Source organism: Sporosarcina sp. FSL K6-5500 (assembly GCF_038005665.1).
In the GTDB taxonomy this organism is placed as follows: Bacteria; Bacillota; Bacilli; order Bacillales_A; family Planococcaceae; genus Sporosarcina; species Sporosarcina psychrophila.
On the sequence record NZ_JBBOTP010000001.1, the window covers coordinates 1799605 to 1822877 of the forward strand.

Here is a 23273-nt window from a genome sequence, read left to right on the forward strand (position 1 = left end):
TATGATTTCCACGTAATCTCCAGCAACATAATCCCCACTCCATATAGACGCCCCTGCCCATTATTGATACTATGAGAAAAGTAAGACTACTTTCAAATAACGCGAAATAATGCAGATATGGAGAATAAAATGAAGAAATTTGTATGGATTGCTTCTTTAATTTATTGTTTGAATGGGTTTGGTCATATTATTATTGGGACCGTTTTAGAACCTATGGTGGATTCGTATGGGATTCATTACAAGGATGGCGGACAGTTGATTATGAATCAATTTTTAGGTTTTTTAGGTGGAGTAATGATCGCGCCGCTTATCGTCAATCGAATTGGGCGGAGAATGACGATTTTTCTTGCCTTACTCATTTTTGCGCTTTCCCAGTTTGTGTTTAGCGTCTTACCCAATTGGACTGTGATGTTAGCTATTGCTCCATTTGGTGGGGCGGGAATAGGGATTGCTGAAACAATTGTTGCTTCCCTTATTATTGGCCATTTAAAAGAAAAGAAGGCTACGACACTTGTTATAGTTGAAATCTTTTTTGGGGTAGGCGCATTGGCGATTCCAGTCATTTCTGCATTTTTGATTATGACGGGTGTATGGAACTTTTCGTTTACATTTGTAGCCGTGTTTGCCTCGGTCATTATGCTACTCTGGTTATTTCTTTCGTTTGGAGAATTGGATCCGATTTTAAAAAGACAGGTGAAGGCTTTACCTGAAGACGGGAATAAACCTGAAAGAAAACGTTACTCCAAAAGGCAATTACCGATTATTGCGACGGGTGCGTTGTTTTTCTTTATGTATGTGGGAACGGAAATGGTTTTGCCAAACTACTTGCCGACAATCATGAGCAAAACAACGAATTTAGATGCGTCCACGCTGGCCTTAAGCATTACGGTCTTTTGGGCAGCCATGACACTTGGACGTATCAGTATGACTGGTATTATAGATAGAATAGGCTACAGCAAGCTCTTTATTATTTGCTGTGTGGGTCAGTTTTTTACCCTCTTGATGTTTGCTTATTCAACTACCGTCATGTTTAGCTTTATCTCCATATTTTTAACGGGTTTATTAATGGGAGGGGTTTTCTCAATTGGTCTCTTGATTATTAATGAAACGTCTAAAGGATTAGAGGAATGGACAACAAGCATACTGATGGCAATGGGGGGATTAGGCGGTGCATTCCTGCCAAGAATTGTTGGCGAACTGATAGATCGATACCCAATCAGTGTTACCCTATGGTCACTTGTATTATGTACCTTTATTCTTGCGTGTTTAATGGCCGTCATTTTTTATTTTAGAAAAAAGGCAATGGATTTTAAAGGATTGCAATCGATAAAAGCGAGTAATGTTGTATAAACTACAGTAAAGCCTAGGTGCAAGGAAGCACCTGAAGAGATCAGCTCTTGATAGTGAAAGTGCGCTTAGTAAGCAGGCGAAGTTTCAAAAATATACGTTGAACAAATGAATATCTGTATTAACCAAGCTAAGGTACCTTATTTTAGGTACCAGTTTAGCGGAATTCGGGAATTATATGTGCTGACAAATGCATGATGAAGCCGATTGAATGGATCAATGAACCACGGAGGGCTTTCTGCAAGTATGGAGCCAGCGTGCAATTTTAAAAGGTTTTAATAAACAGCCATGACGGAACAAACATATAGATACAATAAGGGGTAGTTCCCACAAGTACATTTGTGATAAGGGACTGCCTTTTTTGTATAAGCATTGGTTAACGTAATTACATGTGATATAGATTAATTTTGCTGGAAAGGAGGATATTCGAGTGAAGAATAAAAGCGAAATCATGACGATTATTCAGCAATTGGATCATCATATTGCAGATGATTTTGAAGCGCAGGACCTAGACTTTAAACAATGGAATTATAGTGCTGAGGAGGAAAATGTCAATAAAATGATTAAATATGCTGTTTGCATGGCGAATGGCGGCGGGGGTAGCGTTGTTTTCGGCGTGGCCGACAAAGTGCGGGGAATAGACAATGTTTTGATAGGGATCCCATTTGATGTAGACATAAAAGAATTAGAAAAAAGGGTATTTGAAAATACAGATCCACATATTATTCCTTCATTTGATGAACTATTTTATAAAGATCATTCGATTCGGCTCCTTGTCATGAACGTTTTGCCGGAAACCCCACCTTATACAACAACGAATGGTACAGCAACCATTCGGCAAGGAAAAGAGTGTCTGCCGTACAGGAACAATTCGTAGGGATAGTCTGATTTTATGAGTAGGTAAAGGGGTCCTTATAAATAGTGACTGCGATGAATTGTTTTCCGTTTTGATCACTAATGATACTATAAAAAGAGTATAACCCACTATGGTGAGGGGGATTTCATGTTCTTAGATCAACTAAAAAACCAGTTAAATGAAAATCAGCCCCTGTTTATAGGGGAGGAAACAGCTCTTCGTTCAGCGGTTTTAATACCACTTGTTCAAGTGGATGAAGAATGGCATATCCTTTTCGAAGTACGTTCATTCACTATGAGAAAACAGCCCGGTGATATTAGTTTTCCTGGTGGTCGAATCGACTCCACAGACCCATCCCCAATGGCTGCCGCTTTACGAGAAACGCATGAAGAATTAGGTGTCGACCCAAAGATGGTTACGATTGTAGGGACATTAAGCCCTTATGTTGCCTCATCTTCATTTGTTATTTATCCATTTGTAGCAACCATTGATTACAATCAAATTATTCATTCGTATAACAAAGAAGAAGTTGAAGAGGTATTTACAATACCCATTAAATGGCTATTGGATTATGAGCCTTATATGCATGTAGTATCCGTTGAACCAGTGCCTTTGCCAAGCTTTCCCTATGAAAAAATAATGAATGGTACGCAGTATCAATGGAGAGCTCGTTCAATGGAAGAATGGTTTTTTGATTATGAAAACTATACAATTTGGGGTTTAACGGCTAGGATTTTGAAACATTTTATAGGAATTATAAAGTGAGTGAAACTTGTAATCTTGAAGAAGCGCCGATTATGAAAATTAATAAACCTCACTTAGTACCATAAGTAAATGAGGTTTTAAATGGCTTGCCTTTGCCCGCTAGCTTACTTAAAAGTAAAAGGCTGTTCCACTCAAAAGTGTTGAGTGGAGCAGCCTTTTCATATTAACTTTCATTCTTTGTCGTAAAATCAGGGACGAGCCAATAAATGAGCAATCCAGCGATCGTCGCGTAGGCGATACCATGAGCATATCCAACTCCGATGATAAAGATAACTGCGACAATGACCAAGTTTTTCATATTCGCCAGATTAACTTTTTCCTCAATGATGTGACGGATCCCCATGCCTGCAATCATACCGAATAACAAGATACAGATGCCGCCCATCACGGCAACTGGAATGGATTGGATAGCAGCTCCAACTTTACCGAACAGACCTAGAATAATCGCAATAACAGCAGCACCTTGAATGATTCTACTGGAAAATTGGCGTGTGATGGCTAAAACGCCGAGGTTTTCCGCATAAGTCGTTTGTGCAGGCCCGCCGATGAAACCGGAGACTAATGTTGCAAGACCATTCCCCCATAGGATTCTTGAAAACCCAGGATCCTTTGTTACGTCTTTACCTGTAATCTCTTTTAGTACCATCATATGTCCAAGGTCTTCGATGATGGTAACCAAGGCAATCGGCGCCATCCCCAAGATGACGACCCATGTGAATTCTGGCATTACGAACTGTGGAAGGGCAAACACTGGTGCATTGGCAATGGTACCAAAATCAACTAATCCACGCACCGCAGCATAGACATAACCTACTCCAAGACCAATGAGGAGTGGGAAAAGGCGGATCATCTTAGTACCTGCAAGCGTAGCAAAGATTGCTGCAAGAAGGCTGACGATAGCTACATCCCAATTGACAGCAGCCATGTTGTTCACCGCAGTGCTTGCTAGTGCAAGACCGATGATACTGACTACTGGTCCAACAACAACTGGAGGAATTGCTCTACGAACTTTTTCAAAACCGACATATGAAATGATAATAGATACAATGGCATAAACAATGGAAACACCGATAAGACCTGCAACCGCCTGACCGGGTGAATTTAACTCACCTACATACAATGCTAGAGGAGCAATGAAAGCGAAAGATGAACCTAAATAAGTAGGAACTTTTCCTCGTGTAATAAGATGGAAAATTAACGTTCCTACACCACTGGCAACAAGTGCACTCCCTGGATCAAGACCAGTTAGTGCTGGAACTAAAACTGTCGCACCAAACATTGCAAACAAATGCTGTAAGGATAATGGTATAGCTTTCAAAAAACCTTTCAAATGTGTCCCCCCTTTACTAGTGTTAATACATGATATTTCTCCTATTTAATATTTAGAATAAGAATTAAAGAGTAATACCGAATAATATTTTACGCTTACATGGAAAAGTGATTTTCACATCACAAGAACTATCATAAGAAAGAAAAGGATATCACTTATAATTTTATTCAGGAGTGAGACAAATGAATGAGTATATACAGCTTATGATAGATTGGGTTGAAGAACATTTAAACAAAGAGTTTTCACTAGATGAATTGGCTAATTACTTGGGTTATTCCCCTTATTACTGTTCTTTTAAATTTCATCAGGTAACAGGGATCAGTATTAGGCGCTATGTTCTTTTAAGAAGGCTATATTTATCTACAGCAGATTTGTCGAGCAATCAGAAGGTAATTGAAATAGCTTTTGAATATGGCTATTCATCTCAAGAGGCTTATAGTAGAGCCTTTAAAAAGGTTTTTGGTGTAACTCCAAGAGAATTTCAACTAAATAAGTTGCCTGTACAGTCATTTGTTAAACTTACTGTCGATCAAAGCGAGGATGGGGATAGCGTGTATATGTCTAGAAAAAATGAGGTTGAACAGTTACAAAAAGTGAAGAGAGAACTGTTTGACAAAGACGTACTTAACGTATTGAATGGTCAAGTTATGTATGAAGAGTTTAAAGCAGAAAAACTGATGGGGGATTCTGATTATGTACCATTCAATGAGGCGATGTGTGTACATGCGACGACGGCACAAGTTTTTGACGACGAGTTTATTCAAACAAGAGCATTAGGACATCATGTGTCAGTAGAAAACTACATCAGGAAGGTTATTTATCCCTTCAATACTATTTTTAAGGAGGAGTATAAATATATCGTTCTATGGTTTGGTGAAGACATGTTTTGTCAGATGAATCTTCTTACAATTCTTACTTACTTTGAACAGTCCGGATACAAAGGAAAAGTATTATTAAATAGCTTTAGAGAGGATGAATTTAAAGTCAGCCAAACTGAGCTTCAATTAGGAGATTATGAATCTGTATACAAAGAAGTATTGATAAACCATAGAAAGCCATCGATTGAATTACTCCCAGTAATGTATCAGGCAATAGATATATTTTTAGATATGTTAAAAGAAAATAATGAAGTAGTAAAATATATTTCCAAAAATAAAGATCTTTCAACAGCGGAATTAGTTAATAGGTTATTTGATCTTTTTCCCACAATAGGATACGGAGATTCGCAATATATCGAGCTTATTAATAAAGCTAAGTGAACTTAAATTATTTTTATACAAAAAACTTCACTTAGTTACATCACGGAGAACCGTATCAGAAGTAAATGCGGTTTTTTCAGAAAAATAAAAAGCCAAAAATGAACAAGTTATGAATAGAACCTTGCTCATTTTTGGCATTTATAAGGAAGATCAGCATCCGTTACAATAGTAAAGCCTTTCTAATTAAAAATTAAAGGAAAAGTAAATGTAACGAAAGCTGCCCAAAGTACGTAGACCGGCAAATACTTAGTAACCGCATCTTGGATGGTTGAAGGCCCGGTTTTGTTTTGTAGAAAACGCATATAGGAGACCATGATCCAGATTAGATTTCCCCAGATAAGTATGTTTACGCCTAAAACAGCAATTCTGTTGGGTGTAATCCCATAAGAAGAAAGTCTGAACACTATGGCTGACAAAGCCACACTGTCAATGATAAGAGCAAGAATAATTAGGGCGAAGCTTATATAATCAGAAATGTTCTTTTTCTTGTCTGTACCGCTTTCGGTAATGGAAAATATGGTAACGGCCAATACACTAAAGAGTATCCCGTTGAAGACTAGCAGGAAATTGCGATCCAAGAATGGATTTTTTCCGACCCAAATAACCGTTATAAGATAGACCAACAATGTGGCCAGAACAAGAGGACTAAAAATTTTAGCGATATAGGGTGTAATATTCTTAGCAAGTTTAAGATTCATCGATACCAGGTATGTAGCCACAATAGCGAGAGCGGCAGCACCGAATAAAACGACATTTCTAAAATAGAAGTCTTCTATATCCAAACCGACAAAACTAAATAACTGCATGGTTAATGCTGCTAGCAACATTCCGCTAATTGCCATGCTGGCGTAGAGTATGCAAAATTCCAAATTAAATTTAAGATAGGCTAATCTTGTGCTGCCCATACCATATTCATTTCCTATAAATGCAAGCCCAATCAATCCCCATAAAAATATGGGAAGGTGTAAATAAGCAAGGATAATACTGTCATTATGATTTGATGGCAGCATATTAAGATACAACCCAGAGAGTAGGAACATCAATGCAAGGGTGTAAAGAACCTTTTTTGGGGGGTTATTTTTGTATACAAAATAAGCTGCAATGAAGGGAAGAATCCCAAAAGCAAGGTTAATTGGGGCAATTGCTTCCTGTTCGACAAAATGGAAAATGATCCTGGTGCTTATCCCCGCCAGAATGGCTAAAATGCCCATGAACAAGAAACCTTTCTGAAGCAAGGAAGTTTTTTCTGTATGTGCCGCCTCCTTGAAATTCAATCTTTCATACCAAGCAGCAAGAACCGGCGAATCAGGGTTTTGTTCCCAGGCGTGTGAGAATGACTTTTTAAAAGCTTTGGGGTCTTCTCTATACATTCTCTCCAGCTCACGTGGATTAGCAATATTTTTACTAATCGAATTGTCGATTTCCACGGTTATACCTCCTCTAATAATTGTCATACAAGTCCTACTTTCCTCCACGATGCATATAAACAAACTTAAATGTCTTCGTCACTTTTGTATTCTGAAATATCTCCAGGTGACATTCTAAAGCCTTACGAATCGCCTCTAGAGTTAACAATCGAATGGGTTTTGCCTTTCCATATTTTCAATATAGCAAGGTTATCTATTGATTACACCGCATATCGTTAAATCATTTCTGGTTTCATGAAAAGCAATTCATATATATATTGTATGTTTCATTTTAACGCATAATTTATTGTTTATCAATAAATATTTATTAACTTTAGCGATATTATTGTTGTTATAGTATGAATTAGACAAAATATAAAACATTCCTCATTACAAATAAAACTCATGCAACTAACCTGTCTGTGACTTCCATAATGAATAAGGGCTAAACTGGAATTAAACTTTTGAGGCATAAAAGATGGATTCAAGATAAAATTGAAGGCTATAAAGAAAGTTAAAATAAAAGTAACTAATGTAGGTGCATTACGGGGAACCGTATCATAAGTAATGAGGTTATTTATTTACGGAAAAACAAAGGTCGATTTTCTATGTTAATAGAAAATCGACCTTTACAAACCTTATATGGATTTTTCATGTACTAATATTATTGTGCAGTTAATCCACCATCGATAACGAATTCTGAACCTGTTGAATAGCTAGACTCATCAGAAGCTAAGAATAGTACCATGTTAGATACTTCTTCTGGTTGTGCTACGCGTTTTAGTGGAATATGTTTAGAGAATGCTTCTACAGCTGCTTTTGTATCTTCCTGAACCACCATTGGTGTGGCGATTACGCCTGGGTGTACAGAGTTTACACGAATACCCATTGGCGCTAAGTTGATGGCAGCTGCTTTCGTCATACCACGTACTGCAAATTTTGTATCAGTGTAACCTACAGCGCCAGCAACCAAGCCGTTCATAGAAGAAATATTGACGATTGAACCACCGCCAGCTTTTATCATTGAAGCTGCTACAGTCTTCATGCCCAAGAATACTGACACTTGGTTAATGTCCACGATACGACGGTATTCTTCTACTGTAATATCAAGCATATTTTTCGCCATTGTAATACCGGCGTTATTTACTAATACGTTTACTGGACCGAAAGTTTCTTCTGTTTTCGCAATAACTGTCGCCCAATCTTCTTCAGATGCTACATTTTGTTTAATGAAAAGTGCATTTTCACCTAATTCAGCTGCGAATGCATTTCCTTTTTCCTCATTTAAATCTGTTAAAACAACCTTTGCACCGTGCTCAATGAATAATTTTGCATGTGATGCACCCATACCTTGTGCTGCTCCTGTAATAATCGCTACTTTACCTGATAACCGACTCATATAAAATTCCTCCTAGAATAGATTCGCAAAAGGTGATAGCCGACTATCACTTTTATACTTACTAGTAAACAGCTTTCTCATGCGAATGTCAATTCATATGGCCCTAATTTTATGGCTGAATATAGCGTAAAAATACATCCTTCATCATCGCCAGCTGCTTGTCCGAAGTAAGCAATGTCGAAAGATTGGTATCATGCTTTGTTAGGCTTGATTTATAAGTGAATAAGCTGAAATTTTGTACCATTGTCATGATAAATAGATCCAAATCAACATCCGATCTTAACGAACCGTCTCGCTTGCCCTGTTCACTTACTGTTAATAAAATACGAGCTAATTTGCTCCGTACAGATAAGTATTCAGCATAGTCTTCAGGCGATTCTTCTGCTATTTTTTCATATAAATTAAAGGACTCGAAATATTTTGCTAAACGCAGTTGTAGATCCTTCGTTATGCCCATATAATACTCCAAAATTTGTTCGGTTTTTTCATATGCCGTCACCGGCTGCTCGACAATCTGCCCGATATCCGTGGCCATTTCATCTGTAATCGCATTCGTCGCCGCAATCATTAAATACTCTTTTTTAGGGAAATAGCGGAATAACGTTGCAATCCCAATACCAGCAGAAGTCGCAACATCTTGCATTTGTATAGTTTGCACACCTTCTTCCAAAAATAAATCCTTTGCAATTTGGATGATGTTTTGACGACGTTGCTGTTTTTGTTGTTCTCGTTTACTCATTTTCGTCACTCCAACTGTTTTTCATGCATTGATTGTAACATGTTTATTTGGTATCAACTTGTAATCGCATCGGGGTAAGTACTAAAATTTAAGCATGATATTTTAAAGAAGTTGATAGGGTAGTGGTTCGATTATTCCCCAATATATTCAATTGGAAATATGTGAGTTTTCGTTGACGCAATAACTTCTTCGATAAATTCTTCTTGAGATTCTTTGAAGTCACTGTTAATCCAATTCAGAATAAGTCCGTAAAATCCAAAGGCAGTATAACGTTTAAAATAATCCAAGTTTACAGGGATATTGTTAATCGTTTGGAAAATGAATTGTTCTTGATAAATTTTTAAAATTGTTTGAGGAAATCTTGTAAGCAATCCAGGTAAAGGCTCATCATATTTGATCAGCTCAAAAAAATTCCGGTTTTCATATATGTAAGAAATGATATTAAAAGATGGTGTATTTAGCTTTGTTGTATAAAATTTTTGACCAGGTATATATGGCTTTCCTACTGAATTTTCTAAGCCTTTCAGCATCGATTCAAGTAAGTCTTCTGCCAATTGAATTTTATCTTGATAATGTACATAAAACGTACTGCGATTATATGAGGCGTGATTGAGGCATCCCCAAAGTGCCAAACGTTCTGCAATCCACACCCCGAATTACAACTCTCTCATTATCGAGAACCACAGCAGATTCTATGGGATTCTTTAATTGTCAATCTTTACATGGTACGATAAAAAGAATATAACCAACTATGGAGAGGGGGATTTCATGTTCCTAGATCAACTAAAAAACCAGTTAAATGAAAATCAGCCCCTGTTTATAGGGGAGGAAACAGCTTTACGTTCAGCGGTTCTAATACCGCTAGTACAAGTGGATGAAGAATGGCATATCCTTTTCGAAGTACGTTCATTCACTATGAGAAAACAGCCCGGTGATATTAGTTTTCCTGGTGGTCGAATCGACTCCACAGACCCATCCCCAATGGCTGCTGCTTTACGAGAAACGCATGAAGAATTAGGGGTCGACCCAAAAACGGTTACGATCGTAGGGACATTAAGTCCTTATATTGCTTCCTCTTCATTTGTTATCTATCCATTTGTAGCAACCATTGATTACAATCAAATTATTCATTCGTATAACAAAGAAGAAGTTGAAGAGGTATTTACAATACCCGTTAAATGGCTATTGAATTATGAGCCTTATATGCATGTAGTATCCGTTGAACCAGTGCCTTTGCCAAGCTTTCCCTATGAAAAAATAATGAATGGTACGCAGTATCAATGGAGAGCTCGTTCAATGGAAGAATGGTTTTTTGATTATGAAAACTATACAATTTGGGGTTTAACGGCTAGGATTTTGAAACATTTTATAGGAATTATAAAGTGAGTGATGTTTTTAATTATGAAGGAACTACTTATTACATTGAAATAACCTCACTTTGTACCATTATGGAGAGTCTTTTCAATGTAATCACATGTTGACTATGAATCTGCCGAGGGAGTCAATTCATCTGGAAACTGCATGTAATAGTATTAAACTTCAGGTGCCTGGTTCTGATACAATTCGCGATTGCATTAGCACCTTTCATAACTTTATAAATATAGAATTGCAAAAAGGAATCGGAAACGAGTACAAATTATACTGTATTCCATTCCTATTTCAAGGAGGACTTTATGGGCTTTAAAGACGATTTTAAACGTGAGATGCGTAACATAAAGAAAGACGTAGAAAAAGAAGTACATAAAACCTGGGAGATGGATTACAAAGGGCATCGGATTGAAGTTATAAACCAGATGAAAGAAGAGTTACTTATCATTGATGGTGTAACAGTTGATCGAAATAAACGAAAATCTTTACTTTCTCATATTATCCCGTATTCCAAGTTATCAGGCATACTTGATCTGCAAGATGGCAGAAAGCATGTCATTTCCGTTAAACTCGGTGGTTATGTAAAACTTAATTGTATTGTGAAAATAGATAATGAAACGGTTTTAGACGACTCCCTGAAGTTAGATTTTCTTCCGTGGGATAATAAAGAAAAAATTGTGGCCTTTATTCAACAACAAATTCAAACGCACAACAAAATAGTAGATGATCATTTACCAGATGAAGAATATTTGTATGATGAAAATCATCCACGAATGGCTTCAGGTATGTTCGATAATGTTGCAGATGATATACCTACACCATTTTACGTGAAAAAACTACTGAAGCTTTTTGAAGAGCAGCTAAATCGTCCTTCTACCAAAACACGAAAAGGTACATATGAAAAAATCATTTTTGACAATATGGCCAACTACAGTGATGAATTCATTGAACGATTCAAGCAAGCCGAATTTGACGAATCCCGTGTACAACAAGAGGCATTATGGCTTCTAGAGCATGCAGCACATAGGGAGGTTGTAAAATTTTCAATCACCGTACTTGGATGTACGGATTGTGAAAAATATAAAGAGCTATTATTCACATTGGGTATGCATGAAGAGTTTACACCCTATGTCCTATTTGCATTGAAGAATGGTACAATGCGGGCAAACAACCAAGTTTGGCAACTTGCTCAATCCGTTCATGGTTGGGGGAAGATTGCGGCTGTTGGCCAACTGGAAGCAACAACGCCAGAAATAAAACAATGGTTACTGACAAAGGGCTGCAGAAATAAAGTTATGGATGAGTATTTAGCCTATAGTTGTGCCGTAAAAGGAGAGCTTGACGTAGCTCTATATGAAGAAACGATTTCGAAAGAGCTATATGATGGAGCAGGTCTTATCATCCAAGCCCTTCTTAATGAGCGTGCTCCAGAAAGTATCGAAGATTATCCATATGCAAGCGCGGTTCTTTCACGCTTCGTTTACCATGCACGTACTCACTGTAAAACACTTGAGGATTTTTATCCGTTAATGAAAATAAGTGAATTTTTAAATGCCGATAGTGAGGTTTGGGAAGAACGGTTTAACGATCAGTGGAAACAACAAGAGTACGCTTCCATTCAGCAAGCGATTCAACCTATTATAAATGAACCTAAATGGTCACAGCTTGTATTGGAAGCACTACAGCAAGAAAACAATATGAAAGCACTTAAAATCGCTCTCTTTTATCAAGTAGACGTTACACAGAATTTGTTTGATATGCTAGAGAAAGATCCCGAAAACAGGGAACTATATGTAGTGGTTATGGATACAAAAAATCATAAGTATATCGAAGACATCTGCATATTTGCAGAAACGCATTTATCGTTATCAAGTCTGTCAAATGAAGAACAACATTGTCTGCAATGCATTGTTCAAGATTTGTATGGGTATGAAGGAGTGGGATTACCACTGATTCAAGCTGCTCTTGCATCAGATAATGGGAGTTTGCAATACCATGCACTCAGTGTGCTAGAAAGGTGGTCTCCATCGATTTCCCAACAGCCTGCTTTGCAGAAAAGCATTAAAAATATTGCAATTACGACAAAAGATAAAGAAGACCGCCAGCTAGCAAATAGATTATTGGTAAAATAATAAAAGAGATTTATTCAGTATTCCTCGATTTCCTTGACGCTTCTTGCAATTGGTGAATTACCTTCATTCACTGTAATTTAAGGTACCTGGTTCAGATGCAATTCCGAATTGTATTAGTATCGGGTACCTTTTTGAAATTAATTCCATTTTCATAATTTCTCGCTTTTAAGACAAGCTATATAAAAGGAGAAAGGTGATTAAATGGATATTAATTATGGATTAGGTAGTTCGCAGTATGAATAAACCCTTCACACCACAGCTTGTCTATTTTGAGCCTAATGCACTTGAATATCCGCTTGGAAAAGAATTAAAGGAAAAGTTCGAGAAAATGGGGATTGAAACGCGCTTTACGACCTCACATAATCAGATTCGGGACTTGCCGGGTGATACGGACGCTCAAAAATACCGTATCGCGAAATCTACCTTGGTCGTAGGCATTCGGAAAACGTTAAAATTTGAGACGTCGAAACCATCAGCCGAATATGCAATCCCGCTTGCGACAGGGTGTATGGGGCATTGTCATTATTGTTATTTGCAAACGACGATGGGCAGCAAACCCTATATTCGAACTTACGTTAACGTGGAGGAGATTTTAGAAGCGGCTGATCGCTACATCGAAGAACGTGCGCCTGAAATTACCCGATTCGAAGCTGCGTGTACATCCGATATTGTAGGAATTGACCATTTGACACATTCATTAAAAAGAGCAATTGAACATATTGGTCAAACAGAATTAGGTAGGCTGCGTTTTGTGACGAAATTCCATTTTGTAGACCATCTATTGGATGCTAAGCATAATGGCAATACGCGATTCAGATTTAGCGTAAACGCTGATTATGTTATCAAGAACTTCGAGCCCGGCACTTCTCCTCTGGATAAAAGAATCGAGGCTGCAGGGAAAGTCGCGAGAGCTGGTTACCCACTAGGCTTTATAGTTGCTCCCATTTACCTTCATGAGGGCTGGGAGGAAGGCTACCGCTACTTGTTTGAGCGACTTGACGAGGAATTGCCGCAAGATGCAAGAGAGGATATTACTTTTGAATTCATTCAACACCGATTTACGAAGCCTGCGAAAAAAGTAATTGAAAAGAACTACCCGAAGACAAAATTGGAGTTAGATGAAGATAAAAGGCGCTACAAGTGGGGCAAGTATGGAATCGGTAAGTATATTTACCAAAAGGACGAAGAGGATGAAATCAAATCATATTTATACGGCTACATGGAAAAGTACTTTCCGAATGCGAAGTTGGAGTATTTTACTTGAGCCACCAAAAAAGCATAAGGGCCCAGGTAGACCGGGGCTTTACGGGGATTTGTATGAAATATGGATGATATAGATTGAGTGCAACAAGAAAACAGCCACCTGATTCAGGTGGCTGTTCCATGTTATTGAACTATTCCTATAAAGTCTTCGAGTGCATCCTGCCAAATGGTTACACCTTGGCTCATTGCGGAACCGCCGCCTAGAGCCGCAGCCACCCCAATTGCCTCCATCATTTCTTCCTCAGTGCCACCCGCATCCAGGCAACCCTTTGTATGATAGAGGATGCAATATTCGTTATTTGCGTGCACGCTAATGGCGAGAGCGATTAGCTGTTTGTCTTTCAGATTCAATTTGCCGTCTTCGAAACACGACTCAGTGAATGCATGAAACGCCCTAGCCACCTCCGGCAATTTTTCTGAGAAACTGCCCATTCCAACTTTGTATTCCTGTAATACGGCTTCTGAATAAGTTATTTCATCCATTTAGTACCCTCCTATTCGAAGGTAGTATTAGCGAGACGGAGGAAGGCATGCATGCATTGTTTTTAGGATAAATAAATTCCTTACTTTTATATTGATATAGCCTCTGCCGTGCATACTTTTAGAATATTTCACAATACTAAGTGCGCTGTAACTTATTTTATTTGTAGGAAGGGAAGAGGTATAAATGGCTAAGCGTTCTGAAACAAGTTGGAAGAAGGATAATCCAAACACATTTTTAAGCAACTCTGTTCAAAAGGCGGATCGTGCAGTGAAGCAAGCCATGACGCACCCAGAAGAGATTGCAGTTGAGCATGCTTTCAATTCGATAGCACGGGCTGACAAGGCACGCTTACATGCAGAACAGCAGGATGAGCCAGCAAATTCAGTCCAGCAAAACAAAGAACAGCTAGATTTGATAAAGGGGCAATTAAACGAAGCCAATGGGATTGTGAAAGATCATTAAAATGAGGCAATCACCCCCACAGGTTTCGTAAAGCTTTTGGGGAGAAACAGTCCTCGTTTTACGTACCTAGTTTAGTGTTTCCCTTCAAATAGGATGAAAAACAGCATGGGATAAATTACGAAAGAAACACTACAGTGACTTGCTGTAGTGTTTCTTTCGTATGAACGGAAATACCTGGCGAATAATTAGGAGTAAGTAGGGGGAGATGGGGTAATTCAGATAATAGAGTAGCTACCGAAACGCTCCATTGTTTCGGAAACAGCTAACCTTTGAAAAACGCAAAGGAGGAATAGACTAAAATGGATAAAATGCAACAGCCGATACCAACACACCCGCCCACACTCGGGCAATATCTTTTCGACAGTCTAAAAGCGGAGGGTATTACCGAAGTTTTTGGCGTTCCAGGCGATTATAATTTCACCCTTCTGGATACGTTGGAGCAATATGATGGAATTTGTTTCATAAATGCACGCAACGAGCTAGGGGCGGGATATGCAACTGATGGCTACGGACGACTTCATGGCTTGTCAGCGTTCATTACAACTTTTGGTGTTGGCGAGATGAGTGCCTGCAATCCTATCGCGGGTGCGAACAGTGAATATGTGCCACTCATACATATCGTCGGAGCTCCCAAATCAATGGATCAGCAGGCGCATAAATTAGCGCACCATTCCCTACTGGACGGCGATTTTGACGTATTCCGGCAAGTGTCTACGCATCTGTGCGCCTATACAGCAATCGTTACGCCGGAAAATGCCGAACAGGAGATTTCAGCAGCAATCCGCATAGCTAAACAAAAACGCAAGCCGGTCTATTTGATGGTAGCTATGGATTTGGTCACGAAGCCCATCGTTCAGCGGGGTATTCCGGAAGTCACTAAAGTCACGACATACAAACCAGCGCTTGAGGCTGCGATTCAGCATATAACGAGATTGTTGAACGGTACGAACAATGTAGTTCTTTTATCGGATATGCTGTCGCTCCGCTATGGACTTAGAGATAGCGTTCACCAGCTGGCATCGAATTTTAACGTACCGGCTGCTTCGCTTATGATGGGCAAGAGTAGCTTCGACGAACAGCACCCGAATTATATCGGTGTGTATGGCGGATCATTAGGAAGTGAACAGGTCAGAACAATCGTTGAAAGCGCGGACTACGTGATTGCGATTGGTATGATTTGGAACGACACGAATTCTGCGAAGGAAACGGCAATGCTTCATCGGTTTCGTCTCATCGACATTCAGCCTGAGTTTGTACGGGTCGGAGAATCCATGTACGAGCAGGTGATGGCGGCAGATCTCGTCGCTGCCTTAAACACGTGCGGGTGGACCCAAAGCGGGGCTTTACCTCAAGTTTCCTTCCCTTATGATGAACTATCTGGTGAGCCGGAGCAGCCAATTCGAGCAGCATCTTATTATCCACGCTTCCAGCGGATGTTGAAGGACAAAGACATTGTTGTGGTTGAGACTGGAACCTTTGGGTATGGGATGTCACAAGTGCGACTGCCGGCAGGAGCCGAATATATTAGCCAGCAAGGTTGGCAGAGCATCGGTTATGCAACGCCGGCTGCATTTGGGGCATGCATCGCGGAACCGGACAGACGTGTGCTGCTGTTTACTGGGGAAGGTTCGCTGCAGGTGACGGTTCAAGAAATCAGTACGATGCTGGATAATGGCTGCCGACCCATTCTGTTCATCCTCAATAATAGCGGCTACACAATTGAAAGATACTTAAATATCAAGACGTCTAACCAGCAGTACAACGAGATTCCAAACTGGCATTATACGCAGCTAGCTGAAGCCTTTGGCGGAAAGGCGTTCACGGTTGAAGTGCGCACAAACCAAGAGTTGGATGAGGCAATTTCCGCAGCGGAACAAGCGCAAACGAGCCAGCTGTGCATGATTGAAATGATTGTCACTGACTCGATGGATGCACCGGATTATTTAATCCGGCTTCGCAAGCATTTAGAAGAACAGGAACGTCTGAAAGAGTAGCTGTATGCTGGTACTTCAAATAAGGAATTGCATTGAGCGCACTTCTCGGAGTGCGCTTTTATGTTTATTAGACTACGAGAACGTTACCCGCAACACAACAATGCATAAACCTAAGTGAAAACATGGGGAAATAAGTAATCCCAATTATTTTTCCAATCGATTTACAACTACCGGCAGAAAAACCCCTCAACTGGCACGTCATAATCCATGAAAGCCTCGCTGAATAAGGCCTTGCCGATGAGTTCGCGCAAGACGCCTGAATAATAGCCGGGCAGATTCCGGATTTTTTTCTGTTTGGTTGTTTGAACCGCAATACGAAGGGCGTGCATGGCTAATTGCTCGAACAGTTCTCCTTTGTCTTCGTGAATGCTGAACTTTAGCATTTGCAGGGACTGTTTCCGGTAGACGCCGTAAAAATTGCGTGCTAATTTACTTTCTCCGATTGTTGAAGAAAGAAGAGATTTCATTTTACCGAAAAGTGTAGTAGGCACAATTTCCGTAGGAGACGTTCTTTTAAGGTCTTTAGGTTTTATCGCTTTAGAAAGAAAAGCTTCGGTTTGTAGATTAGCGGGTTCAAACTTACTGCTAGAAGGCTTTTCGTCATCCTTCGGGGTGTTCAATTTCGACTGGTCATTAGTAGGTTTAATGACGTAAATGTTAGCGCCTAGACCGCTCATAACAGGGCGGATATAGTGAATCCTTTCGATGATTTCTAGCTTTTCTAATTTACGGATGGCGCGTCGAACAGTTGCATTGGATTTCTTGATAGCCTTTTCGATTGTTTCGTGTTTCAAATGTGCAGCACCGTATTTAACGGAGTAACGACGAATCATATCGAGAACAGCCCGCTCTGTTTGATTCATGTCGTTCCAATTCGTGAGTACGTGTTGTCTTGTCGCTGCGTCTAAATCGTGTTTGTTTGTGAAGTGTGCGTATTCCGTTAGGTAAGTTGTCATAAAGAATATCCCCTTTATTCTTTATATAGAAGGGAATTGAGGTTTAGGGGACAATGTTGTGAAAAAAGTTTTTGTGATTTTATTAGAAGAGCGCAAGCAAATTTAAACTTGTTTGCCTGGACTCATCTATTCAGTCAAAATAGTGAGATCTGGATGTAAATCGTTTTTTACTAAATTGGATTAAAGTCTGCCATGATTGTTGAGCGTTCTACAATCGTAGTGATGTTCATTTGAAAATTATATTCTGAATAGAAAAAAGGACTGAATGGCACATTGGCCATTCAGTCCTTTTATAAGCTCAGCGCTTAGTGGTTTTGCTATTAACCATCTGTGCCGGCATCAGTATCCGTACCTTCGTCAGTATCTACGTCCACATCCGCATCCGTATCTGCGTCGGTATCTGTGCCCTCGTCAGTATCTACGTCCACATCCGCATCCGTACCATCGTCAGTATCTACATCCACATTTGTATCTGTACCGTCATTAGGATCGACATCTTCTACAGGGTTATTAACATCCACGTCGACGTCGTCTTCACCGTCGCCGCACGCTGCAAGCATCCCGACAGACAGGATTGTTGCTGCACCAAGTTTCAACCATTTCTTTTCTCCTGTGAGTTTCAAAGCCATTATAATCTCCTCCAAAATTTTGTCTAGTTTTATAAGTGAAGCATGTCCTTGTTATACCCCGATTTTAATCTCTTAATCATGTGGAAGACGTCGCCGTATCATTCGAAGTTGATTGTGGTTCTACCATCATCAAAAACATTGCTATAATAAGGGAGTGTCAAATGCTGAATCAAAGCATTGACGCTCTTTTTAAGTTTATAATGTGAGTTTTACATTCGACATGACAGATTATACTAGTTGGGGAGTTGAAATAGAGATGAATAAGAAGGACATTGCAGCGATTCGCAAGCAATTTAAGTTGGATACGGATTTACTGAAAATCACTGACATTTACAAAGTGTATATTAAGCAGGAGAGCAGTGATTTCTATCATGAGGAAAGCCAACCATTTGCCCTATTGGACAGAGAGCAACAAGAGTTGTTTCTGACTAACTTTAAAAAAGTGTTAGGTGGAAAACTGGGTTTAAAATTATTTGAGGTGAAGTTTCAAGAGCAAGCGGAGGAGCAAACGGACCATACGCAACGGCTTTTATATGAGGGTCTCCATACGAATGAAGTAGAAGAGTGGAAAACGAATATGGAAAGCATCGCCCGAAAGATGGTGCAAGACGCTCAATATGAAAAGGACGTCGTAGTGACTTTTATTCGCGGTAATTATTATAAACCGACGAAAAGGAATCATGATGAAGAGGAAGTCGCAAAGCAGGATGAAGTGTACAAGAACCCATTCATTCTTTGCAGCATGAATCAGACTGAACTGCCGAAACGGTCACTTATATTTGATTTCAATGAGAAGGAATTTAAGTCGCGTGACATGCTTGATCCGATTATCAATTTAACTTCTCCAATTGGTGGATTTGTGTTCCCTTGCTTTACTGACAATGCGGCAGACGTCAATCACATCTTGTATGCTGCTGGCAAAGCGAATAAGCCAGATTACCACTTCATTGAGAATGTGCTGGACGGCGAAGAGATTATGACTGCAGAGGATGATAAAGCCGTCTTTGAAGAAATCGTAAAAGAAGTGGCTGGTAATGAGATGAATACAAAAACCCTTGCCAGTGTATATGATGAATTAAACAGTATGTTGCTTGTGGAAAACGAGGAAGAAGATGAAAGCCTTTCTACTTTGGATACTAAAGAAGTGGAGCGTGTGCTGAAGGCAAGTGGAGTGAAAGATGTGAGCACAGAAAAAGTGGAAAGGGCATTTCAGAAAGTAATCGAAGATAAAACATATGAAATGAAGGCAAGCCACATCCTTCCAAGTTACGCATCCAAGTCCATCAAGATTGAAACGAAAGTAGCAAATATTGCTATCAGCCCGCAAGACTTGAGATATGTGAGGCAGGTCACTGTTAATGGAAAACGTTGCATATTGATTGAGGTGGAAGAAGACACGATAATTGAAGGGTTTACGCTACTTGAAGAAGAATTGTTGGAGTAGACAAGATAATAACCTCATTTTGATGCGCTATGGTAGCCTTATTATAAGTAGGTGAGGTCTCTTATTTGAGAAAAATACTAATACTACTAGATTTCAGATACCCCTCATTCAAAGGAGTTGTCAATTATGCATATCCGTTGTACGAAGAAACTTTTAGTTGAACTCAAAGTCGAACCTGAATCAGTTACCGAGGACAATCCACTTTTCTCTTGGCATGCAAATTTAATCATGGTTAATCGTAGGAAAGTGGTTGTGTTAATGAATGATCATAATCGTTATGCCGTTGTGTTGTACGGACTGAAAGCAAAAGACTTTAAAAGGTTTGCCGAGATTGCCTTGCAAGGGATCCGCGAAACATTTCAGGCAGAAGGGATATCGGACAAGGTGATTGACCAGTATTTACTTCATACTGGTCAAGTTTCCATGACGAAGACAAAGGATCGGACTTCTGTGGCAAGGATGAATAAGGCTTGTGATAATGTATACTTTTTTGATGAGTTATGGGATGTAGATTCTATTTTCCAGCCGGACATGGGTATTAAGATTAGTCGCATTTTAGTCGGAGACGGAAAGAACAGTTATTTTCTACCGCATGAAGAGATGTATAAGGATCTCAACCTTTTTGCTGGCCAATCAATTTTTGAAGCGGAAGCTGCAGTCCTGAAAGTTACACTTAGGCTCGAAAATCGTCAAGTATGGCGGCGACTTGTGGTCCCTGTAAATAAAACATTTAACCAATTACACCAAATTATACAGACGGCCTTTCGGTGGCAAGATTACCATCTTCATGACTTTTTTGTTTATGGTAAGGCGGACAATACGGGGAATCACATCACTGAAGGGCATAATGAAAAAATCCAAAAACCAATCATTAATCTTGTTTGTGACCAAGAGGCTTTTGAGTATCCCGGGCAAGTAAACATGAAGCTTGAAAAAGGCGTGAAGCTATCGGAATATATCCCGGCATGCGAAAAACTGACATATAATTATGATTTTGGCGATGACTGGAACCATGATATCGAAGTAGAAAGCATTATAGAGAACTATGAGTTCAACTATCCTGTTTGCCTGGAAGGCGAAGGGAATACACCACCAGAAGATGTAGGCGGTGAGTATGGTTATGAAGAATTTCTCAAGATTCTTGCTGATCCCGGCCACCCTGAGTATGAGCATATGGTTAAGTGGGGACGGATGCAGCGTTATCAGGAATTTGCTATTGACTCTATAAATAGAGGGTTGAAGGGACTTTAATCGACTAAGGCAGAAGTCTCCTTCCTCAACGCGAAGCGTAGGTGGGAGATGAATGCTTGCCGAATTTATGGAAATGTTGCTTTATAAATTAGAAGTCTGAATGATTTTACCTACTTGGTTTATTATCTTTATCCTATCACCAATCAAACCCCTCCACCGGCATTTAATCCTCCTGAAAACAGCACTAAACAAAGCCTTTTCAATAAGTTCATGAAGCACAAGGTACGCTTTTTCTTTATTATTTTAGCTTCGCGATTCCGTGTCATTGAACGAGTTTTGATGGAGAATTGCGAGTAATTGTTCGGCCATATAATCCGGTGAATATAAGAATTCGCTGTCTATCCAAACAGTAATCATCCCCCAAATTGCGTATGCCTGGTAATTGGCTAACATCTTGATGTTGATTTTTGTCTGTATGGTTCTATTGGATATGTCTTGAAGGACAAGTTGTGATAATTCGTTGCAGACACGGGCTTGTAAACCTGCTAATATATTTGATTTTCCTAGTAATGTATAAAAATTGGCGTTAGTAGCCACGTGTTCGAATATTTTAATGGCTGAAGCGGTAAGCTTGCTGACTTCGAAAACAGTCAGACTTTCATAAGGTGCACGGTATGATGTGATTAAATCCTTCATGACTTCATCGATTATTTCTTCCAACAGTTCTTCTTTGTCTGGGTAGTGTTTGTAAAATGTTCCCCGATTAAGATCGGCAAGTTGGACAATATCTGTAATTGAAATATGTTTGAAGTCTTTTGTTTGCATTAAGCTTAAAAGCGCGTTTTTTAGTGCTACTTTTGATTTTCGAATTCTTCTATCCACGCTTGGTGGTGTAGTAGACATTAGTAAACCTCCTCATTTTTTTTGATAAACGAACAAAATTCGGATAGATTGTCTAGTAATCAACAAGTCGATGCTGATTTGCTGATTGAATGGAGTAGCTTGAATTGATTATACTATAATTGAAAGATATTAAACATCTGTTCATTATCGTAATTGTGAAAGCACATTCAGTTAAAAATAGGAGGGAATAAAATGAAACTTCAAGACAAAGTAGCAGTTGTAACAGGAGCTGGTTCAGGCATGGGGAAAGCAATAGCTATGCTCTATGCGCAAGAAGGGGCAAAAGTGGTTGTGTCCGATATTAACGGTGATTCTGCTAATACGGTGGTAGAAGAAATTAAATCAAATGGTGGGGAAGCCATTGGTGTCGTTGCGAATGTTGCTAAAGAAGAGGACATTCAAAATTTAATAGATACAGCTGTCAGCACGTATGGCTCGGTTGATGTGTTGGTGAATAATGCGGGTATCATGGACAATTTTGAAGCCGCGGGTGATATTGAAGATGACAAATGGGATCGAATTTTTGCGATAAATACGACGAGTGTTATGCGTTCAACTCGTAAAGTATTGCCGATCTTTTTGGCGAAAGAGCAAGGCGTGATTATTAATATAGCTTCAGCAGGAGGATTATACGGTGCTCGTGCGGGTGCAGCATACACAGCTTCTAAGCATGCTGTTGTTGGCTTTACAAAAAATACGGGCTTTATGTACGCTAAGCAAGGCATTCGATGTAACGCCATTGCACCGGGGGGCGTAGAAACGAACATCGGAGCTTCGATGACATCCATCAATGCGTTTGGGATGGGACGTATTCAACCGGGACTAGCAATCAATCCACGTACGGGCAAATCTGAAGAGATTGCGAAGGTGGCATTGTTCCTAGCTTCAGACGATTCGAGCTTCGTCAATGGTACGGTCTTAACGGCAGATGCAGGATGGACCGCTTATTAAATGAAATATAGATACCTGGATCTGAAACGACTCTAAACCGTTTCGGATCCAGGTATTTTTATTAGTAGCGGTATATGGAAACTAAATTTCAGGTGCAGGGAGTCGTACCATAAGTAAGTGATGTTTTTGCTTTAAATTTTTCAAATTAGATATGAATACAAAAATAAAGCCGATTTTCTGAGCAAACAGAAAATCGGCTTTTACAAATTTTTATGTACTTCAAGTTATATAATTTTCTAAGATATTATATTGAATCAGGAAACACAGAATTGTCTATTCGGCATAAGTATATTTACTTAGGAAAAAAACTAAGAAAGTCTTAAGAATTGGTGTGCGTGTTTGTTAAGATTTAAATAGTATCATATCCTTATACAGATCCTATAGGGGTGATCACA

21 protein-coding genes and 1 pseudogene are annotated in these 23273 nt (G+C 39.4%); 12 read left to right on the forward strand and 10 right to left on the reverse strand.

Annotated features, from left to right (window positions below):
- Positions 1 to 129: 129 nt before the first annotated feature.
- From MKX62_RS08345 to MKX62_RS08355, 3 genes are all read left to right on the forward strand, one after another.
- Entirely contained in the window at positions 130 to 1350 is a 1221-nt protein-coding gene (locus MKX62_RS08345; protein WP_338654178.1) for an MFS transporter, read from the forward strand.
- Positions 1351 to 1777: 427 nt separating this feature from the next.
- Positions 1778 to 2224, forward strand: coding sequence for an ATP-binding protein (locus MKX62_RS08350; RefSeq protein ID WP_187046385.1), 447 nt, complete (start codon positions 1778 to 1780; stop codon positions 2222 to 2224).
- 126 nt (positions 2225 to 2350) lie between these two features.
- Complete coding sequence (locus tag MKX62_RS08355) at positions 2351 to 2968, forward strand: NUDIX hydrolase (protein WP_340741198.1); 618 nt, start codon at positions 2351 to 2353, stop codon at positions 2966 to 2968.
- 163 nt (positions 2969 to 3131) lie between these two features.
- Here the strand turns inward: MKX62_RS08355 and MKX62_RS08360 are convergent, their stop codons facing one another.
- The gene (locus MKX62_RS08360; RefSeq protein WP_082786452.1) at positions 3132 to 4298 is read right to left on the reverse strand and encodes a solute carrier family 23 protein; all 1167 of its coding nucleotides are present in this window, start codon (positions 4296 to 4298) and stop codon (positions 3132 to 3134) included.
- A 182-nt stretch (positions 4299 to 4480) separates the two neighbouring features.
- Between MKX62_RS08360 and MKX62_RS08365 the strand changes: the two genes are divergently transcribed.
- Positions 4481 to 5557, forward strand: coding sequence for a helix-turn-helix transcriptional regulator (locus MKX62_RS08365; RefSeq protein WP_340741199.1), 1077 nt, complete (start codon positions 4481 to 4483; stop codon positions 5555 to 5557).
- 179 nt (positions 5558 to 5736) lie between these two features.
- Here the strand turns inward: MKX62_RS08365 and MKX62_RS08370 are convergent, their stop codons facing one another.
- The 5 genes and pseudogenes from MKX62_RS08370 to MKX62_RS08385 form a co-directional block, all read right to left on the reverse strand.
- Positions 5737 to 6984 (reverse strand): DUF4153 domain-containing protein, encoded by a 1248-nt coding sequence (locus tag MKX62_RS08370; RefSeq protein WP_187046388.1) that lies wholly within the window; start codon positions 6982 to 6984, stop codon positions 5737 to 5739.
- Between the two features lie 65 nt (positions 6985 to 7049).
- A pseudogene (locus MKX62_RS24420) lies at positions 7050 to 7159 on the reverse strand (helix-turn-helix domain-containing protein); the annotation flags it as partial.
- 468 nt (positions 7160 to 7627) lie between these two features.
- Positions 7628 to 8362 carry a glucose 1-dehydrogenase gene (locus MKX62_RS08375; protein ID WP_187046389.1) on the reverse strand — a complete coding sequence of 245 codons (735 nt, stop codon included), beginning with the start codon at positions 8360 to 8362 and terminating at the stop codon, positions 7628 to 7630.
- 109 nt (positions 8363 to 8471) lie between these two features.
- The gene (locus tag MKX62_RS08380; RefSeq protein WP_340741200.1) at positions 8472 to 9101 is read right to left on the reverse strand and encodes a TetR/AcrR family transcriptional regulator; all 630 of its coding nucleotides are present in this window, start codon (positions 9099 to 9101) and stop codon (positions 8472 to 8474) included.
- A gap of 131 nt (positions 9102 to 9232) precedes the next feature.
- Complete coding sequence (locus MKX62_RS08385) at positions 9233 to 9751, reverse strand: TetR-like C-terminal domain-containing protein (RefSeq protein ID WP_340741201.1); 519 nt, start codon at positions 9749 to 9751, stop codon at positions 9233 to 9235.
- A gap of 118 nt (positions 9752 to 9869) precedes the next feature.
- On the opposite strand from MKX62_RS08385, the gene MKX62_RS08390 reads away from it, so the two are divergent.
- From MKX62_RS08390 to splB, 3 genes are all read left to right on the forward strand, one after another.
- A complete protein-coding gene (locus tag MKX62_RS08390; RefSeq protein ID WP_340741202.1) occupies positions 9870 to 10487 on the forward strand; it encodes an NUDIX hydrolase in 618 nt (205 codons plus the stop codon).
- A gap of 287 nt (positions 10488 to 10774) precedes the next feature.
- Positions 10775 to 12601 (forward strand): hypothetical protein, encoded by a 1827-nt coding sequence (locus tag MKX62_RS08395; RefSeq protein ID WP_340741203.1) that lies wholly within the window; start codon positions 10775 to 10777, stop codon positions 12599 to 12601.
- 235 nt (positions 12602 to 12836) lie between these two features.
- Positions 12837 to 13865, forward strand: coding sequence for a spore photoproduct lyase (gene splB, locus MKX62_RS08400; protein ID WP_338654161.1), 1029 nt, complete (start codon positions 12837 to 12839; stop codon positions 13863 to 13865).
- A gap of 122 nt (positions 13866 to 13987) precedes the next feature.
- Here splB and MKX62_RS08405 read toward each other — a convergent pair whose 3' ends face one another.
- Positions 13988 to 14347, reverse strand: coding sequence for a carboxymuconolactone decarboxylase family protein (locus MKX62_RS08405; protein WP_067204481.1), 360 nt, complete (start codon positions 14345 to 14347; stop codon positions 13988 to 13990).
- Between the two features lie 184 nt (positions 14348 to 14531).
- Here MKX62_RS08405 and MKX62_RS08410 point away from each other — a divergent pair, with 184 nt between their 5' ends.
- Together MKX62_RS08410 and MKX62_RS08415 are read left to right on the forward strand one after the other, a co-directional pair.
- Positions 14532 to 14810 (forward strand): hypothetical protein, encoded by a 279-nt coding sequence (locus tag MKX62_RS08410; protein ID WP_340741204.1) that lies wholly within the window; start codon positions 14532 to 14534, stop codon positions 14808 to 14810.
- 299 nt (positions 14811 to 15109) lie between these two features.
- A complete protein-coding gene (locus tag MKX62_RS08415; protein WP_340741205.1) occupies positions 15110 to 16804 on the forward strand; it encodes an alpha-keto acid decarboxylase family protein in 1695 nt (564 codons plus the stop codon).
- Positions 16805 to 16971: 167 nt separating this feature from the next.
- Here MKX62_RS08415 and MKX62_RS08420 read toward each other — a convergent pair whose 3' ends face one another.
- Positions 16972 to 17760: a helix-turn-helix domain-containing protein gene (locus tag MKX62_RS08420; protein ID WP_340741206.1), complete on the reverse strand. Its 789-nt coding sequence runs from the start codon at positions 17758 to 17760 to the stop codon at positions 16972 to 16974.
- 320 nt (positions 17761 to 18080) lie between these two features.
- Positions 18081 to 18389: a hypothetical protein gene (locus MKX62_RS08425; protein ID WP_067204488.1), complete on the reverse strand. Its 309-nt coding sequence runs from the start codon at positions 18387 to 18389 to the stop codon at positions 18081 to 18083.
- 256 nt (positions 18390 to 18645) lie between these two features.
- Here MKX62_RS08425 and MKX62_RS08430 point away from each other — a divergent pair, with 256 nt between their 5' ends.
- On the forward strand, positions 18646 to 19833 hold the full coding sequence (locus tag MKX62_RS08430) for a DUF4317 domain-containing protein (RefSeq protein ID WP_340741207.1): 1188 nt from the start codon (positions 18646 to 18648) through the stop codon (positions 19831 to 19833).
- A 126-nt stretch (positions 19834 to 19959) separates the two neighbouring features.
- Positions 19960 to 21084 carry a plasmid pRiA4b ORF-3 family protein gene (locus tag MKX62_RS08435; protein WP_340741208.1) on the forward strand — a complete coding sequence of 375 codons (1125 nt, stop codon included), beginning with the start codon at positions 19960 to 19962 and terminating at the stop codon, positions 21082 to 21084.
- A 243-nt stretch (positions 21085 to 21327) separates the two neighbouring features.
- Here MKX62_RS08435 and MKX62_RS08440 read toward each other — a convergent pair whose 3' ends face one another.
- Complete coding sequence (locus tag MKX62_RS08440) at positions 21328 to 21927, reverse strand: TetR/AcrR family transcriptional regulator (protein WP_340741209.1); 600 nt, start codon at positions 21925 to 21927, stop codon at positions 21328 to 21330.
- A 192-nt stretch (positions 21928 to 22119) separates the two neighbouring features.
- On the opposite strand from MKX62_RS08440, the gene MKX62_RS08445 reads away from it, so the two are divergent.
- Entirely contained in the window at positions 22120 to 22878 is a 759-nt protein-coding gene (locus MKX62_RS08445) for an SDR family oxidoreductase (protein ID WP_340741210.1), read from the forward strand.
- Positions 22879 to 23273 lie beyond the last annotated feature (395 nt).